Origin of the sequence: Ornithinimicrobium pekingense DSM 21552 (assembly GCF_000421185.1) — a bacterium.
GTDB lineage: Bacteria > Actinomycetota > Actinomycetes > Actinomycetales > Dermatophilaceae > Ornithinicoccus > Ornithinicoccus pekingensis.
Window position 1 is genome coordinate 335,166 of sequence record NZ_ATWJ01000009.1, and the last position, 15,852, is coordinate 351,017.

A 15,852-nucleotide genomic window follows, 5' to 3' on the forward strand; every position below is an offset into this window, starting at 1 on the left:
GCGACGGGGCCGCGCCGCGGCCTGCGCGCTGCTGTCACGGAGGTCATCACCCCTGTCGATGGAGTCCGTCGGTCGGCTGGTCAGGAGGCCCGCCGGCCCGTGGTCACGGACGGTCGGCCGGGGCGTGAAGGTCGGTGGCTAGCCGTCCTTCTCGCCGGTCGCCACGCCCGTGGAGGGCAGGTCAACGGTAATCGTGCGGCCGCCGTCGACCTTGGAGGCCACGCCGGTGATCGAGCCGTCCGACAGGCGCAGCGTCGCGGTGGAGGTGGAGGGCACCATGTCGAGCTTGCGGGCGCTCTCGGCCAGCGTCTCGGCCGACTGCAGGTGGGCCAGCTGCGCCTCGAGGGTGACCTTCTCGTCGTGCAGGGCGGTCGCCTCCGACCCCAGCCGGGACAGGATGTAGGAGCCCTCGGCGCGGGCGGTGTTGAGCAGCAGCACCGCGGCGAAGGCGCCGAGGACGACCAGCAGGCACAGCACCCGGAAGCCGGCGTGCGCCACGGCGGGCGCGGCGTCGACGACGCGGGTGCGGCCGCCGCGGGCGGTCACCGGGCGGGAGAGCGAGCGGGCGGGTGCGGCGCTCCCCAGGCGGGGGGCGAGGGTCATCTGGCTCATCGGTGCACCTCAGGTCTGGTCGGGGGTGGTCCGCGTGCGCTCGGCGGCACGCAGGCGGACGGAGGCGGATCGGGGGTTGGCGGCGGTCTCGGCGTCGGTCGCCTGTTCCGCGCCGCGGACGAGCAGCCGCAGCCACGGCTGCTGCTCGGGCAGCACGACGGGCATCTGCGGAGGGGCCGAGCTGGTGGCCCCGGCGGCGAGCCCGCGCTTGGTGATGCGGTCCTCCAGCGAGTGGTAGGACAGCACGACGATGCGCCCGCCCACGGGGAGCGCGCGCAGGGCCTGGGTCAGCGCCTGGCTCCACACGCTGAGCTCGGCGTTGACCTCGATGCGCAGCGCCTGGAAGGTGCGCTTGGCGGGGTGGCCGCCGGTGCGCTGCGAGGCCGCGGGGACCACGTCGTGCAGCAGCGCGACGAGCCGCCCGGAGGTGGTGAAGGGCTCCTGCTCGCGCTGCCGGACGACGGCCCTGGCGATGGGGCGGGCGAAGCGCTCCTCGCCGTACTCCTTGAGGATCCGCACCAGCTCACCCACGTCGTAGGTGTTGAGGACGTCGGCGGCGGTCAGCCCGGTGCTCTGGTCCATCCGCATGTCCAGCGGCGCGTCGGTGCGGTAGGCGAAGCCGCGCTCCACCTCGTCCAGCTGCAGCGAGGAGACGCCCAGGTCGAAGAGGATCGCGTCGGCGCGGCGCAGCGGCGGCTCCAGGCCGGCCAGCACCTCGGGCACGTCGTCGCTGACGGCGTGCACGCCGGTGAACCGGTCGCCGAAGCGTGCCAGGCGCCCGGTGGCCAGGGCCAGGGCCTCGGGGTCTCGGTCGATGCCGACCGCCCGGGCCGACGGGCAGGCCTGCAGGACCGCCTCGGTGTGGCCGCCCATGCCCAGGGTGCCGTCGACGAAGACCGCTCCCTCGTGCTGCAGCGCCGGGGCGAGCAGCTCGACGCAGCGCTCGAGCATCACGGGGGTGTGGCGTGCGCTGGGAGGGCGGTCCTGAGGCTGGTCGGTCGTCATGGTCGTCTGCCCGGGTCGAGGAGGTGTCGCGGCGGGCCTGTCCTGCTCCGTCCCTGTCCCTGGTCCCCCACCGTCCATCCGGTCCTCGTGCCCGGCGCCGGGGAAGTGGCGTCGGGATCGAAGGACTCGTTCCGGGTCCGGCACGGGGGAAGTCGTGCCGGCGTCCGGGCTGCGGGTCCGGCACGGGGGAAGTCGTGCCGGCGTCTGCAGCAGGTGTGGACGGGGGGAGGCCAGGGACAGGGTGGAAGGGGTGCACCGCGGCTCACATCAGTCCGGGCACCACCTCCTCCGACTGCTCGGCGAAGGCGTCCTCGGTCTGCTCGAGGTATGCGGTCCACGCGGCGGTGTCCCAGACCTCGACCCGGTTGCCCGCCCCGATGACCGTGCACTCGGTCGACAGGCCCGCGTAGTCGCGCAGGATCTGCGGGATCGTCACGCGCCCCTGCTTGTCGGGCACCTCGTCGGAGGCGCCGGAGAGGAACACGCGCTGGTAGTCGCGCACGGCCCGGCTGGTGGTGGGGCTGGACTGCCACTGCATCGCGATCCGCTCGAACTCGTCCTGCGGGTAGACGTAGAGGCAGCGCTCCTGGCCGCGGGTGACGACCAGGCCCTTCTCCAGGCGGGGGCGGAACTTGGCGGGCAGGAACATGCGGCCCTTGTCGTCGAGCTTGGGCGTGTGGGTGCCGAGGAAGAGCACCTGCACCACCCCCTCTGATCAGCGCGACCGGTGAACTCCTGCTCCAGTGCGCCCCACTTTACTCCACTTTGCTCCCCTGGCAAGCCGTTTCGGCATCCTATCGCGAGAAATTTCGTGCGTTTCTGCAGGTCACGGGCGGGGAGCGCGGTGGAGCGGATCGGAGCCCCTGGCCTCGGTAGGCACCCATCCCCTCGGGTGGCGCCGCGGGTCCGGCTCCGGCCGGAACGGCATACCCGCAGGTCAGAGGATGTATGGGGTGGAGGGAGCTCCGGGCCAGGGAGCGCGGTGGGGAGCGGTGGAGCGCCCCGGTGGTGCGAAGTGGAGGGCCCCTGGAACGAGGTGGAGGGACCGCATACCCGTGCCGTTCTGTCGTGACACGGTGGTCGTGCCAGCGACGCCCGTGTCACGACAGCGCCGCACGAGCGTTCTTCCCGGCGCCTCGAGAGTCCCTCGCGGAGCCCCCGCACCGGCCCGTCAGCACAGTCTTTCGCGTCCGGCACTGTCGGGAGGGACCTGCGTTTGGCAAGATCACGGTATGTCTGCGATCACCCCTGCGCCCGAAGCCGTCGACCTCGACGCCGTCCAGTCCGTCGCCGGCGCCATCCACGGGGCCATCACAACGGTGATCGAGGGCAAGGACGAGGTCGTCTCCACGGCCGTGACCGTGCTGCTGGCCGAGGGTCACCTGCTCATGGAGGACGTGCCGGGCGTCGGCAAGACGATGCTGGCCAAGGCGCTGGCCCGCGCGATCGACTGCCAGGTCTCGCGCGTGCAGTTCACCCCCGACCTGCTGCCCAGCGACATCACCGGGGTGAGCGTGTTCAACCAGGACACCCGCCAGTTCGAGTTCCGCAAGGGCGCGATCTTCGCCAACGTCGTGGTCGGCGACGAGATCAACCGCGCCTCCCCCAAGACCCAGTCGGCGCTGCTGGAGTCGATGGAGGAGCGCCAGGTCACCGTCGACGGCACGACCTACCCCCTCCCCCGGCCGTTCCTGGTCATGGCCACGCAGAACCCGATCGAGATGGAGGGCACCTACCCGCTGCCGGAGGCCCAGCGCGACCGCTTCATGGCCCGGCTGTCGATGGGCTACCCTTCGGCCGCCTCGGAGAAGGCGATGCTGCTCTCCCACGGCGGCGCCAACCCGCTGGACCGGCTCACCCCGGTCACCACCGCCGAGGACGTGCAGCGCCAGATCGAGGCGATCCGGCACCTGCACACGGCCGACGCGCTGCGGCAGTACGTCGTGGACCTCATGGCCGCCTCGCGGGCGCACCGCCAGCTGCGGCTCGGGGCCTCCCCCCGCGCCGGGCTGCACCTGCTGCGCGCCGCCCGGGCGCACGCCGCGCTCTCCGGCCGCGACCACGTGCTGCCCGAGGACGTGCAGACCATGGCCGTGCCGCTGCTGGCCCACCGGGTGCTGCCCACCGGCGAGGCGTCGCTGGCGCGGCACAGCACCTCCGACCTGGTGCGCGACCTCATCGGCCGCACCGCGGTCCCGTCGGGCCGCTGAGGGCAGGGCAGGGGTGAGGGTGCCGGTGCAGCGCCAGCCAGGGGGCGGGCCGTGAGGTCGCCGTGGGCGCTGCTGACCACCCGCGGCAAGCTGTTCGTCGTGCTGGGGGCGGTGGTCGTCGCCGCCGGGGTGGTCCTCGGCTACGAGGACGTGACGCGGATCGGGCTGGTGCTGGTCGCGCTGCCGGTCCTCGCGCTGATCCTCATGCCGCGGCGCACCCCGCGCGTCCGCGTGCACCGCGACGTCGAGCCGAGCCGGCTGGCGCCCGACGAGCGCGGCCAGGTCGTCGCGCACTTCACCAACGTCGGCAAGCGCCCCACCCCGCTCTACCTCGCCGAGGAGCACCTCGACTTCCAGCTCGGCGACCGGCCGCGCTTCGTCCTGCCCCGCCTCGCCCCGGGCGAGGACCGCAGGCTCCGGTATGCCGTGCGCAGCCGCCACCGCGGGGCCTACCCCCTGGGGCCGGTCCTGCTGCGCCAGCGCGACCCCTTCGGGCTGACCTTCCTGACCCTGCAGCTGTCGTCGACGACCGAGATCCTCGTGCTGCCCCGCATCCACCCGCTGGGCGAGGGCCGCATCCGCGGGATGTCCCGCGGCAGCGAGGGCGAGATGCCGCAGATGGTGGCGCTGCACGGCGAGGACGACGTGAGCATCCGCACCTGGCGCGAGGGTGACGAGCTGCGGCGGGTGCACTGGCCGGCGACCGCGCACCGCGGCGAGCTCATGGTCCGCCAGGAGGACCGCCCGGCCCGCAGGCGTGCCCTGCTCATCCTCGACTCGCGGGCCGCGGCCTACCCGGGCAGCGGCGTCCGCCCCGCCTACGAGTGGGCGGTGTCGGCGATCGCCTCGGTCGCCCGCCACCTGGTCGCCGACGGCTTCGTGGTGCACCTGCTCACCGACACGACCCTGCGGGACGGCACCACCGACCATCCGGTCGAGCTCGACGCCGCCCTCGACGCGCTCGCCCGCGTCCAGCCCGATCAGGACGCGCGGCTGGACCGGCTCGCCGCCGCGGCCGCGCCCTTCACCACCGGTGGCGTGCTCGTGGTCGCCGCCGTCGTGGCGCACGACGAGGAGGCGCTGCGCACGCTCGCCGCGATCCGCCAGCCCGGCTCACGGGCGATGGCCTTCGTGCTCGACCCCGAGAAGTTCGGCACCCGCACCGAGAGCCGCAACGGCACCGCGCGGGGCGACCGGGACGCGCGGGGTGGCCGCGACTCCGCCGCCGACGACGGGCGGCGCGTCGCCCCGACGGCGCTGCTCGCCGACTCCGGCTGGCAGACCGTCGTGGTCGGCCCGCACACCGAGGTCCCCCGCGCCTGGGCGGCCATCGGCAGCACCACCCTGGCGGGGGCCCGCGCATGAGGCTCGACACCAGCAGGGACGCCTTCGCCCGGGGCATGTGGCCCGAGGGCCTCGTCGCGGCGCTGGCCACCCTGGCCGTCGCGTGGCCGCTGACCGGGCTGCTGCGCGAGGACAGCTGGTTCGTCCCGGCCGTCCTCATGGTCGGCCTCGTCGCGCTGACGGGCGCGGTCCTGCGCACCCTCGACGTGCCGCCCAGCCTCACGTCGGTGGTGCAGCTGCTCGTCAGCCTCGTCGGGCTGTCGCAGGTCTACCTCCGCGAGTCGCTGTGGCGGGGGCTGGTGCCGACCCGGGACACCCTGCTGCTCGTCGGCGAGCTGCTGCGCGAGGCCGGAACCGTCCTGCAGACCTACGCCGCGCCGGCCCCGACCACCCAGGGCGTCGCCTTCCTCGTCGTGTCGCTGATGACGCTGACCGCCGTCTCGGTGGACTCCATGGGCGTCACCGGGCGCGCCCCGGCCAGCGCCGGCATCCCGCTGGCCGCCGGCTTCCTGGTGTCGGTGTCCAACTCCGGGCAGGCGATGGAGCCGTGGTACTTCGCCGCCGTCGCCGTGCTGTGGCTGGTGATGCTGGCCCAGCAGGGCCACCGGGTGCTCGCCGGCTGGCCGTCGGCCAACCGCCGTGAGGCGCACGGCCGCGACGACGTCACCGCGAACGTCCCGACCTACCGCGGGCTCTCCCAGGTGCTGGGCGCCCTCGCGCTGGTGGCCGCGGTCGTCGGCGCCGCCGCGATCCCGCACCTGCCGCCGACCTTCCTCGGCGACGGCCTGGCCCGCAACCCCGACGCCCGGAACGCCGGCGAGGGCAGCGCCCAGGTGTCGTTCACCGAGACGATGGACCCCGCGCGTGACCTGCGCAACCAGTCACAGGCGCCGGTGCTGACCTATCGGACCACCGCGACCCGCCTCGAGCCGTTGCGGGTGACCGCGACCGAGCGCTGGGACGACGGCCGCTGGGTGGCCCCGAACCGTCCGGTGTCCGGGCTGCTGCCGGTCGACGCCCCGATCCCCCGGCCCGCCGGGCTGGCCGACGGCGTCCAGCTCCAGCAGGAGCAGGTGACGGTGACCGGCAACGCGCTGGACGTGCCGCACCTGGCCGTCCCCTTCCCCGTGGCCTCGGTGCAGCTGCCCGACGACTCGGCATACCGCTTCGACCCCGACGACTCGACGGTGGTGCTGCAGGCCCCGGCCGACCAGTACACCGCCGCCTACCTGTCCGTCGCCGGCGGCGGCGAGCTGCCCGACGGCGTGGGTGAGGCCCCGGCCGACCCGGCCAAGTTCGACGAGGAGGTGCTCGCGGTCGACCCCGTCTCGGCCGAGGCGGTCGGCGCGCTCACCGACGAGGTGGTCGCGGGCACGTCCAACGCGCTGCAGGCCGCGATCCTCATCCAGAACCACCTGCGCAGCGCCCCCTACCAGTACTCCCTCACCCTGGCCCCGGCGGCGGAGGCCGACGCCAGCGACCCGATCGGCGGCTTCCTCGAGACGCGCCAGGGCTACTGCGTGCAGTTCGCGACCGCGATGGTCATGATGGCGCGCTCGGAGGGGATCCCGGCGCGGATGGCCGTGGGGTTCCTGCCCGGCCAGGTCCAGGTCGACGGCACCCGCCGGGTCATCGCCGCCGACGCCCACACGTGGCCCGAGCTGTGGATCAGCGGCATGGGGTGGACCCGCTTCGAGCCCACCCCCGGCATCCGCAGCGAGGCCCCGCCGGTCTACGCCCGCACCCCGGCGACCACCGGCGACGCCGCCCCGACCACGACCACCGTGACGCGCACGCCCGAGCCGACGACGACCGCCGCCGCCCCGACGCCGGAGGAGGAGAGCGGCCTCTCCGAGATCTGGCCGACGCTGTGGCGCACCCTCGTGGGTGTCCTGGTGCTGGCGCTGCTCATGGCCCTGGTCCCGCTGGTCGGGCGGCGCTACCGCGAGGAGGCGCTGCGCGCGGCCGCCACCCCCACCGAGAAGGTCGAGGGCCAGTGGCTGGTGCTCACCCGCAGCCTGGGCGACCTGGGCGTGGACGAGCCGCCGGCCCGCAGCCCGCGCGACATGCGACGCCACTACCGCGAGAACACGATGATGAACCGCTCGGGCGAGGACGCGCTCGGCCGGATCACGGCCACGCTCGAGCGCTCGAGGTATGCCGCGCCCGACCACGTGGCGGACGCCGACGCCTCCCGCATGGGCGAGGACGTGCGCACCGTGGTGGAGCAGGTCCGTGAGGCCACGCCGTGGAACATCCGCGCCAACGCGGCCCTCCTGCCGCAGAGTGGCCTCGCCGGTGTCCGTGCCTGGGTGAGAGGAGTGTTCCGTCGTCGCTGACCACTCCCCTGCCCCTGCCCCCGCCTCGGTCCCTCCTCGCTACGCACCCCGCCACGCCCGGCACGCACGACGCCCGGACGGACCCGACCCCTCCGAGCCCTGGCTGACGACCCTCGTGGGCGGCCGCCTCACCCTCCTGGCGTGGGCCGGCGGCGCCCTGCTGACGGTGCTGATCCTCTCAGGCCCGGTCCTGCAGGTCGTCTACCACAGCCCCCGATCGCGGCTGGTGATGACCACCGTGGACGTGTGCGTGGCGCTGCTGGCCGCCTACCTGGCGCACGGCCGCTTCGTGCGCGGCCGGGTGGCCGACGACCTGCTCATGGCGCAGTGCCTCGTGGTCCTGGCCGTCGCCAACATCCTGTCCACCGTCCTCCAGCTCTCCGTCGGCGACGCCGCCACGGACGTGTGGCTCGCCTCGGCGCTGCGCGTGGCCGGCGCGCTCCTGCTCCTGGCCGCCGCGCTCGTGCCGCCGGACCGCACCCTCCCGCTGCGCGCAGCCCGGTGGACGCTGCTCGGCCCCCTGCTCCTGCTGCTGGCCGGCATGGTCGTGGCCGTCCTGCTCGGGCCGGCGCTGCCCGCCCCCCTCGACACCAGCGCCTTCGACGGTCGCGGCCACCCGCCGCTGCTCACCGGGCACCCGCTGATGATCGGCGGCCACCTGCTCGCGGCCGCCTGCTTCCTGGTCGCCTCGCTCGTCTTCACCGTGCGGGGCGCCCGCACCGCCGACGACCTGCTGCGCTGGCTCGGCGCCGCCTGCGCCCTCGGCGGCTTCGCCCGGCTCAACTACGCCCTGCTGCCCTCGGGCTACACCGACTGGCTCTACACCGGCGACCTGCTGCGCACCGGCTTCTACCTGGTGCTGCTCGTCGGCTCGGCCCGCGAGCTGTCGCTCTACTGGACCACGCGCGAGCTGCGCGCGGTCGACGAGGACCGCCGCCGCCTGGCCCGCGAGGTGCACGACGGCGTCGTGCAGGAGCTGACCTACATCCGCGTCGAGGCGCACTCCATACCCGACGAGGCGCTGCGCGAGCGGGTGCTCGGCGCGACCGACCGCGCCCTCGACGAGGCCCGCACCGCCATCCACGCCCTGGGCCACCTGCACGCCGAGCCGCTGCCGGACCTGCTCGACCGGGCCGCGCGCGAGCTCGCCCGGCGCCACGGCCTCGAGGTGGAGGTGCAGGCCGACGAGGACGTCCCCGTCGACCCGCAGCACCGGCACACCCTGCTGCGCATCGTCCGCGAGGCCGTCACCAACGCGGCCCGGCACGGGCGGGCGAGCACCGTGCGCATCGAGCTGGCGCACGACGACGGGGCCAGGGTGATGCGGGTCACGGACGACGGGAGCGGCTTCGACCCGCGCGCTGTCGCCAGGAACACCGCCGGCTACGGCATGATCAGCATGGCCGAACGCGCCCGTTCGCTGCCCGGCAGGCTGGAGGTCGACAGCACCGTCGGCCGGGGCAGCGAGGTGTGCGTACGGTGGTGACCCGGCAGGAGCTGCCCGTCGGGACTCGCGAGGACGCGCCTCGCAGCTGGTGGAAGGAAGTGCACGGCAGATGAGCGACGACGGTGTCGCGGCGACCACGGCCGACCCGGTCCGCATCGTGCTGGCCGACGACCACGCCCGGGTCCGCGCCCAGGTGCGCCAGGCCCTCGAGGCCGGCGGGATGGAGGTCTGCGGCGAGGCAGCCACCGCCGAGGAGGCGCTGGCCCTGACCCTCGAGCAGGTCCCCGACGTCGCCCTGCTCGACATCCACATGCCCGGCAACGGCATCTCCGCGGCCGACGAGATCACCAAGCGGCTGCCGCAGACGGCCGTGGTCATGCTGACCCGGTCCAGCGAGGACGACGACCTCTTCGACTCCCTTCGCGCCGGCGCGTGCGGCTACCTGCTCAAGGGCTCCGAGCCCGCCGAGCTGGCGACCGCGCTGCGCGCCGTGCTGGCGAACGGCTCGGCCATGTCGCCGCAGCTGGTCAGCCGGGTGCTCCAGGAGTTCCGGGCACCGCGGCGGCGGCCCTTCGTCCGCAAGTCGGTCGCGGCCGGACGGCTGAGCACGCGGGAGTGGGAGGTGATGGACCTGCTCGGCCAGGGCCTGACCACCGACGAGGTGGCCAAGCGCCTGTTCCTGTCCCCCACGACCGTGCGGGTGCACGTGTCCACCGTGCTGCGCAAGCTGCGGGTCAAGGACCGCGAGGCGGCCTTCAGAGTTCTTCGCGAGGATCCTGCGGACGCCGGGCCCGGGCGGCCAGGGCGGTGAGCTCGATCCCCAGCCGCTCGGCCTCCGCGGGCGTGAGCTGCTCGTCCCCCACGAGGACGTAGGGGCCGTCCTCCTCCCCCGTCGTGGGGTCGATGGACATGACCAGGCGGGCCTGGACCCCGTCGGCCAGCGTCAGCGGCTCGCTCTGGTGCAGCCAGTCGTCCTCGCCCCTCGCGGGGTCGTGGGCGACCACGCACCACGGCGGGCAGCGGCGCTCGCCACCTCGCCCCTCGTCCGGGGGCGGACCAGGGTCCGTCCGGCCCTGGTCACCCACCCTGGGCCGCCGCAGCGTGGACCCGGCCGGCGACGGGCGGGCGCGGTGCTGTGGCGAGTGTTCTGCGGTGCACGGATGTCGTCATCGTTTCTCCTGCGGTCACGGGCTACCCCAGCCGGCAGGCCCCTGTTCCCACCGGCTACGACGACGCTATTGGCCGCTCACCCCTGAGCGGTAGCGCCGTGGATGTTCATTGTGCTAAACGGTTCTGGTGAGTCTATGCCGGGGCGGTGCCGCCGCGCACCCGTCACGGTGCCGTCCCTGCGGGCGTCCGGGAGGTGCACCCGGGACCTGACCGGTTCCTGGGACACTGAGCGGGTGCAGCCCCGCAACGACCTCGACCTCGTGGTGCCGCCCGGACCCGGGCTGCGCCACGGGCTCGTCGTGCCCACGGCCGAGCTGGAGGAGCGCTTCACCCGCGCCGGCGGCCCCGGCGGTCAGGGGGTGAACACGACCGACAGCCGGGTGGAGCTGTGGTGGGACCCGTCGACCTCGACGGCGCTCACGTCCGCCCAGCAGCAGCGTGCCGCTGCCGCCCTCACCCCACACCTCGTCGGTGGTCGGGTGCGGGTCGTCGCGGCCGAGCACCGCTCGCAGCGGCGCAACCGCAAGGCTGCGCGCGAGCGGCTGGCCGGGCTCCTGCGCGAGGCGCTGGCCCCGCCGGCGCCGGCGCGGCGCGCGACCAGGCCCACGCGCGGGTCGCAGCGCCGGCGGCTGGACGCCAAGCGGCGTCGCTCGCAGCTCAAGTCGGGCCGGGCGCGGCCGACGGGCGACGCCGGGTAGTCCGCAGCAGCCCTCAGACGGGCCGTGCCATCTCCACGTCGACGGTGCCGGCCCGGTGCGGGTGCGGCAGCGAGCCGCCGGTGAGCCGGTAGCCGTGGCGCTCGTAGACCCGCCGCGCCGCGACGTTGTCCTCGTGCACCTGCAGGACCATGCGGCTGGCGCCCAGCTCCTCGCGCGCCAGCTCCAGGGCCGCGTCGAGGAGCAGGTCGACCACCCCCCTGCCCCGGGCCTGCGGGATGACGTAGACCGCCAGCACCAGCGCGTCGCCGGCGCCGGGGCGCAGCCCCAGCTCGGGCGGGGTCCGCGGGGTGAGGACGGTCAGCGTGCCCAGCGGCGTGCCGGCGGCGTCGCGGGCCTGCAGCGTGCGGTCGTCGCTGCTGCGGCGCCAGTCGGCCTCGGTGCGGTCGCGGACGTCCTCGAGCCGGCTCCAGAACGCCTCCGGCGCGTGCGTGAGCATGCCGATGCGCAGCTCGGCGTAGCTGCGCCAGTCGTCGGGGGTGAGGCGCACGACGTGGACCCCGTCGGCACGCTCGCACTCCCCGGGACGCCGACGGCGCCCGCCCCTCCGACCGGGAGGGGTGGGCGCCGCGGCATCAGGTGAGGCGGACCCCATACCCGGTGAGCTCAGTCCAGGTAGTCGCGCAGGACCTGGGAGCGCGAGGGGTGGCGCAGCTTGCTCATCGTCTTGGACTCGATCTGGCGGATCCGCTCACGGGTCACGCCGTAGACCTTGCCGATCTCGTCGAGCGTCTTGGGCTGGCCGTCGGAGAGGCCGAAGCGCATCGAGACCACGCCGGCCTCGCGCTCGGAGAGGGTGTCGAGCACCGAGTGCAGCTGCTCCTGCAGCAGCGTGAACGACACGGCGTCGGCCGGCACGACCGCCTCGGAGTCCTCGATGAGGTCACCGAACTCGCTGTCGCCGTCCTCGCCCAGCGGGGTGTGCAGCGAGATGGGCTCGCGGCCGTACTTCTGGACCTCGACGACCTTCTCGGGCGTCATGTCCAGCTCCTTGGCCAGCTCCTCCGGGGTGGGCTCGCGGCCCAGGTCCTGGAGCATCTGGCGCTGGACGCGGGCCAGCTTGTTGATGACCTCGACCATGTGCACGGGGATGCGGATGGTGCGGGCCTGGTCGGCCATCGCCCGCGTGATCGCCTGGCGGATCCACCACGTGGCGTAGGTCGAGAACTTGTAGCCCTTGGTGTAGTCGAACTTCTCGACCGCGCGGATGAGACCGAGGTTGCCCTCCTGGATCAGGTCCAGGAAGAGCATGCCGCGACCGGTGTAGCGCTTGGCCAGGGAGACGACCAGGCGCAGGTTGGCCTCGAGCAGGTGGTTCTTGGCGTTCTTGCCGTCCTGGGCGATCCACCACAGCTCACGCTTGAGCTTGGCGTCGACCTTCTCCCCGGAGTTGAGCTTCTCCTCGGCGAACAGGCCGGCCTCGATGCGCTTGGCGAGCTCGACCTCCTGCTCGGCGTTGAGGAGGGCCACCTTGCCGATCTGCTTGAGGTAGTCCTTGACCGGGTCGGCGGTGGCGCCGGCGGTGACGACCTGCTGGGCGGGGGCGTCGTCGTCGTCGGCGGTGGACAGCACGAAGCTGTCGTCGTCCTTGCCCGTGACCTTCCCCGCACCCTCCTTGTCGCCGGCCTCCTCGCCCTCGACCGCGTCGTCCTTGAGATCGGCCTCCTCCGGGTCGACCTCCGCCACGGCCTCGGCGACCGGGTCGGTGGCCTTGGCGGCGGCCTTCTTCGTCGCGGTCCTGCTCGCCGCCCTCTTGCGCGGAGCAGGTGCCTCGCCGGCCGCGGCGTCGGCCGCTCCACGGGTCGTCGTCGCCTTCTTGGCCGCGGTCTTCTTCGCGGGGGCCTTGGCGGCGGTTGTCTTGGCGGCGGTGGTCTTCGCAGCCGTCTTGCGCGCGGCGGTGCCCGCCGCGGGCGCCTCGGTCGGGGCGGAGCCCTCCTCGCCGTCGGTCGCCTCGGGCTTGGCCGCCGTCCTGGGGGCCGCCTTCGCCGGCTTGGCGGCGGGAGCGGGCTTGGACGCGGTCTTCGCCGCCGGCTTGGCCGCGGTCTTGCGGGCCCGGGAGCGGGGCGCCGCCTGGGAGGTGCCGTCGTCGCGGATCTCGATGGCCTGGTCGTTGAAGACGCGCAGGACCTTCTTCTGTGCTGCGGGCGTCGTCACCTCGGCCGCCTGCAGCGCGTCCCGGACCTGCGTCATCGCCACGTGGCCGTCCTGGGTGCCCTGCGCGAGCAGTGTGGTCAGCGCCTCGTGCTGGAAGGCGGCGGGCAACGTGGTCTGTTCGGTCGGCCGGGTGGTCTTGGCTGTCACGGGAAGAACCAACTCTTTTCTGGCGGAAGTCGGGCGGAGGCCGGGCAGGGACGAGTCGTCAGGTGCGATCCGGGAGCGGGTGCGCCCTGTCTCAACGGCAGGTGACCCTTGACAGTATAAAACGTCAAGGGTCACCCGGATATGCCCCGGTCCGTCGCGGGAGGTCAGCGCCTCGCCGCGAGCCGTCCCCGGACCACCGCCGACGCGGGGGTCAGTCCTCCTCGCCCGCCTTGACGGCCAGCACCGGGCAGGTCGCCTCGAGCAGGATCCGCTGGGCGTTGGAGCCCAGGATGAGCTTGCCGATCGGGGTGCGACGGCGCAGCCCGATGACGATGAGCCGGCCGTCGCTCTCCTCGGCCACCTCGACGAGGTCCTCGGCCGGCTCGTTGCCGCGGACCAGGGCACGCACCTCGTGCTCGACGCCGGCCTCGTCCAGGTCGTGCTGGACGCGCCCGAGCTCCTCCTCGAAGCGCTGCGCCTCCTCGGCGTCGAAGTCGCGCCCGCCCCGGTGGGAGTTGACGACCACCAGCTTGTCCTGCCGCAGCAGGGCCTCGGCACGGGCCGCGCGCAGCGCTGCGCGACCTTCACGGGTGGGGATGTAGCCGACGATGATCGACATAGGGCGATTCTCCTCCTGTGGGGGGGTCCTGAGGTGGAGGCTACACCGCCGCTGCGCGCCGTCCTGGGCGACCCGGCGCGGTCCCCCGCGCCGCCGCCGGGCAGGTCAGGCGACCTCGGCGGCACGCCTCCACGGCGGCATCCCCTGGTCCAGCGCCTCCCGCAGCAGCCGCGCCATCGTGCAGCCCGGCTCGGTCTCCAGGGCGAGGTCGACCGCCTCGTTGGCCACGGTCCCCTCCCCCATCCCCCACGCCAGGGCACCGGCGACGGTCAGCAGCGGCACCGCCTCGGCCACCGGCACCCGCGCCGCCAGCCCGAGCAGCCGGTCGAGGGCCGCGACCCGGTCGTGGGCCGGCCACGCTGGCACGACCCGCCGCACGTCGCGCGCGAGGTCGTCGGGCAGGACCTCCTCCACGGTGAACAGCCGGGGCAGCCACCGTGCCATCACGGCGTCCCGCAGGGTGCGGTCCGCCAGGGCCACCGCGATCCGGGCCCGGTCCCGCGGGGCGGGGTCGTCGCGGCCGGCCGTGACCCAGGCGCCGAACCGGCCCAGGGCGTCGAGCGGGTCGTAGGTCTGCGGCGTCAGCTGGAGGAAGGAGAGCGCCAGGTGCGTCTGCCCGGCGGCGGTCTCGTCGCGGCGCCGCACGCGGGCGGCCACCTCCTCGCGGCTGCCGGCCGGGAAGCGGCCCTGCAGCACGAGATCGGCCACCGCCGGCACGTCGGCGGGGGCGGGCAGGGGGTGCCACGCGGCCTGCGGCCCATCGGGCGTCACGGCGCCGCCGCCGACGACCGACAGGTAGTGGCCCGCCCGCACCAGCGCCAGGTCGTGGAGCCGGTGCCCGTCCTCGTCGGTGAGGAGGGCCACCGCGGCACCGACCGCCGCTGCGACCCCGTCGTCGGCGTCGTAGACGATCACGTGCAGCAGCACCGGGCCGTCCTGCTCCCTCCTGGCCCTGGCCAGCGGCCGGGCAAGGGCGGCGACGACCGCGACGGCCTCGTCCTCGGGCGGCAGGTCGAGGCGGGCGGTGAACCGTACCGTGCACCGGGTGGTGCCGGGTGCACCCCGGTCGGTGGTGTCGGGGACCGACGCCATGACGACCACCGAGCTGGCCGGCTGGTAGCCGATGAGGTGCGGGACCGTGGCCAGCAGGTGCGGGGTGCCGCTGAGCAGGATCGGCCGGGCGGGGCCGGCGGAGGTGACTGACGGGGTGTTCGTGGGCTCGTCCATGGGCCCACACAGTGCCGAAGACGGGCCCGACCGTGCGGGCCCGTCCTCGTCAACCTGTGGATAACGGCCGGGCGGTCAGCCGAGCGCACCCTCCTCGACGGCCGGGGCACCGGCCGGGCGCGGGGTGAACTCGCGGCGGGCGAGGTCGGCGATGCGCTTCATCAGCAGGCCGTCCAGGCCCGCACCGACGATGCCGCCGGCCACGGGCACGAACCGGATGAAGCGGCCCAGCGCCTTGCCGCCCACGGTGGTCAGCAGGCGGAAGCCGATGGCCTTGTTGACCATCATCCCGGCCGCCTGCGGCATCCGGGACACGGCCAGCCGCGCCAGGCGGCTCGAGCCGGCCATGCCGGGCAGCATGGTCAGCCCGGCCTTGCGCATGAGGTCGTCGGCGTCGCCGCCGACCAGGGTCAGCATGACCGCGGCGCGGGCACCGGCGGTGGAGACGTCATACCCCCGCAGCTCCGCGACGGCCGCGACCATGCGCGTGGCCAGGGTGTAGAAGCCCAGCACGTTGGCCGGCAGCGACACCGGCATGGTGATCAGGCCGCCCACCCCGGTGACGAAGCCGCCGGCGCCGGCCAGCCGGACGTGGTCGGAGACCACCTCCGAGACCGCCTTCTCGACGTCGCCGCCGTGCTTGCGGCGGGCGTCGGCGGCGACCTGCGAGGAGGACGAGAGCGGGCCGATCCCGTCCAGACCGAGGTCCATGACCCGGTTGACGAACATGGTGGACAGCTTGTCGAGGGGCCCGCCGTCACCGGGGGCGGGCAGGTCGTGCTCCCGGGCGGACGGATGGTCGTCCTTGGGGCCGAAGAGACCCATGGGTCGGTCCTCCTAGGTCGGTGGATGTCGGGCCTCA

The 15,852-nt window shown here is 74.3% G+C and carries 15 protein-coding genes; 6 read left to right on the top strand and 9 right to left on the bottom strand.

Translation table 11 applies throughout. From position 1 onward, the window contains the following. Positions 1 to 138: 138 nt before the first annotated feature. The 3 genes from ftsL to mraZ all read right to left on the bottom strand — a co-directional run bounded on the left by ftsL (position 139) and on the right by mraZ (position 2,314). A complete protein-coding gene (ftsL, locus tag K330_RS0109055; RefSeq protein ID WP_022921517.1) occupies positions 139 to 612 on the bottom strand; it encodes a cell division protein FtsL in 474 nt (157 codons plus the stop codon). A 9-nt stretch (positions 613 to 621) separates the two neighbouring features. Then, on the bottom strand, positions 622 to 1,617 hold the full coding sequence (rsmH, locus tag K330_RS0109060; RefSeq protein WP_022921518.1) for a 16S rRNA (cytosine(1402)-N(4))-methyltransferase RsmH: 996 nt from the start codon (positions 1,615 to 1,617) through the stop codon (positions 622 to 624). Positions 1,618 to 1,879: 262 nt separating this feature from the next. After that, complete coding sequence (gene mraZ / locus K330_RS0109065) at positions 1,880 to 2,314, bottom strand: division/cell wall cluster transcriptional repressor MraZ (protein WP_029202493.1); 435 nt, start codon at positions 2,312 to 2,314, stop codon at positions 1,880 to 1,882. Positions 2,315 to 2,849: 535 nt separating this feature from the next. Here mraZ and K330_RS0109070 point away from each other — a divergent pair. From K330_RS0109070 to K330_RS20275, 5 genes are all read left to right on the top strand, one after another. Beyond that, the gene (locus tag K330_RS0109070) at positions 2,850 to 3,827 is read left to right on the top strand and encodes an AAA family ATPase (RefSeq protein WP_022921520.1); all 978 of its coding nucleotides are present in this window, start codon (positions 2,850 to 2,852) and stop codon (positions 3,825 to 3,827) included. Positions 3,828 to 3,878: 51 nt separating this feature from the next. After that, positions 3,879 to 5,192, top strand: coding sequence for a DUF58 domain-containing protein (locus K330_RS20270; RefSeq protein ID WP_022921521.1), 1,314 nt, complete (start codon positions 3,879 to 3,881; stop codon positions 5,190 to 5,192). After that, a complete protein-coding gene (locus K330_RS0109080; protein WP_156875752.1) occupies positions 5,189 to 7,510 on the top strand; it encodes a transglutaminase TgpA family protein in 2,322 nt (773 codons plus the stop codon). Before K330_RS20270 ends, K330_RS0109080 begins: the two co-directional genes overlap by 4 nt. Before the next feature lie 115 nt (positions 7,511 to 7,625). Then, positions 7,626 to 8,996 (top strand): sensor histidine kinase, encoded by a 1,371-nt coding sequence (locus K330_RS0109085; RefSeq protein WP_022921523.1) that lies wholly within the window; start codon positions 7,626 to 7,628, stop codon positions 8,994 to 8,996. Positions 8,997 to 9,066: 70 nt separating this feature from the next. Further along, positions 9,067 to 9,768, top strand: coding sequence for a response regulator (locus K330_RS20275; RefSeq protein ID WP_022921524.1), 702 nt, complete (start codon positions 9,067 to 9,069; stop codon positions 9,766 to 9,768). Here K330_RS20275 and K330_RS0109095 read toward each other — a convergent pair. After that, positions 9,713 to 10,042, bottom strand: a complete 330-nt coding sequence (locus tag K330_RS0109095) for a DUF6907 domain-containing protein (protein ID WP_156875753.1) — start codon at positions 10,040 to 10,042, stop codon at positions 9,713 to 9,715. The two genes, K330_RS20275 and K330_RS0109095, sit on opposite strands and share 56 nt — an antisense overlap. A 318-nt stretch (positions 10,043 to 10,360) precedes the next feature. Between K330_RS0109095 and arfB the strand changes: the two genes are divergently transcribed. Beyond that, positions 10,361 to 10,825, top strand: a complete 465-nt coding sequence (gene arfB, locus K330_RS0109100) for an alternative ribosome rescue aminoacyl-tRNA hydrolase ArfB (RefSeq protein ID WP_022921526.1) — start codon at positions 10,361 to 10,363, stop codon at positions 10,823 to 10,825. A 13-nt stretch (positions 10,826 to 10,838) separates the two neighbouring features. On the opposite strand, the gene K330_RS20280 is transcribed toward arfB, so the two are convergent. The 5 genes from K330_RS20280 to K330_RS20285 form a co-directional block, all read right to left on the bottom strand. Beyond that, a complete protein-coding gene (locus K330_RS20280; RefSeq protein WP_051145531.1) occupies positions 10,839 to 11,333 on the bottom strand; it encodes a GNAT family N-acetyltransferase in 495 nt (164 codons plus the stop codon). A gap of 116 nt (positions 11,334 to 11,449) precedes the next feature. Beyond that, positions 11,450 to 13,144 carry an RNA polymerase sigma factor gene (locus tag K330_RS0109110; protein ID WP_022921528.1) on the bottom strand — a complete coding sequence of 565 codons (1,695 nt, stop codon included), beginning with the start codon at positions 13,142 to 13,144 and terminating at the stop codon, positions 11,450 to 11,452. Between the two features lie 211 nt (positions 13,145 to 13,355). Next, entirely contained in the window at positions 13,356 to 13,763 is a 408-nt protein-coding gene (locus K330_RS0109115; protein WP_022921529.1) for a universal stress protein, read from the bottom strand. Positions 13,764 to 13,868: 105 nt separating this feature from the next. Continuing rightward, positions 13,869 to 14,990 carry a DUF4192 domain-containing protein gene (locus K330_RS0109120; RefSeq protein ID WP_022921530.1) on the bottom strand — a complete coding sequence of 374 codons (1,122 nt, stop codon included), beginning with the start codon at positions 14,988 to 14,990 and terminating at the stop codon, positions 13,869 to 13,871. A gap of 75 nt (positions 14,991 to 15,065) precedes the next feature. Beyond that, positions 15,066 to 15,815: an EcsC family protein gene (locus K330_RS20285; protein WP_022921531.1), complete on the bottom strand. Its 750-nt coding sequence runs from the start codon at positions 15,813 to 15,815 to the stop codon at positions 15,066 to 15,068. Positions 15,816 to 15,852: the final 37 nt, after the last annotated feature.

Bases quoted from the DNA above. Each gene is read 5' to 3' on its own strand.
- ftsL (WP_022921517.1), bottom strand. From the start codon at position 612: ATGAGCCAGATGACCCTCGCCCCCCGCCTGGGGAGCGCCGCACCCGCC.
- K330_RS0109080 (WP_156875752.1), top strand. From the start codon at position 5,189: ATGAGGCTCGACACCAGCAGGGACGCCTTCGCCCGGGGCATGTGGCCC.
- K330_RS0109120 (WP_022921530.1), bottom strand. From the start codon at position 14,990: ATGGACGAGCCCACGAACACCCCGTCAGTCACCTCCGCCGGCCCCGCC.
- K330_RS0109070 (WP_022921520.1), top strand. From the start codon at position 2,850: ATGTCTGCGATCACCCCTGCGCCCGAAGCCGTCGACCTCGACGCCGTC.
- K330_RS20285 (WP_022921531.1), bottom strand. From the start codon at position 15,815: ATGGGTCTCTTCGGCCCCAAGGACGACCATCCGTCCGCCCGGGAGCAC.
- rsmH (WP_022921518.1), bottom strand. From the start codon at position 1,617: ATGACGACCGACCAGCCTCAGGACCGCCCTCCCAGCGCACGCCACACC.
- K330_RS0109115 (WP_022921529.1), bottom strand. From the start codon at position 13,763: ATGTCGATCATCGTCGGCTACATCCCCACCCGTGAAGGTCGCGCAGCG.
- K330_RS20275 (WP_022921524.1), top strand. From the start codon at position 9,067: ATGAGCGACGACGGTGTCGCGGCGACCACGGCCGACCCGGTCCGCATC.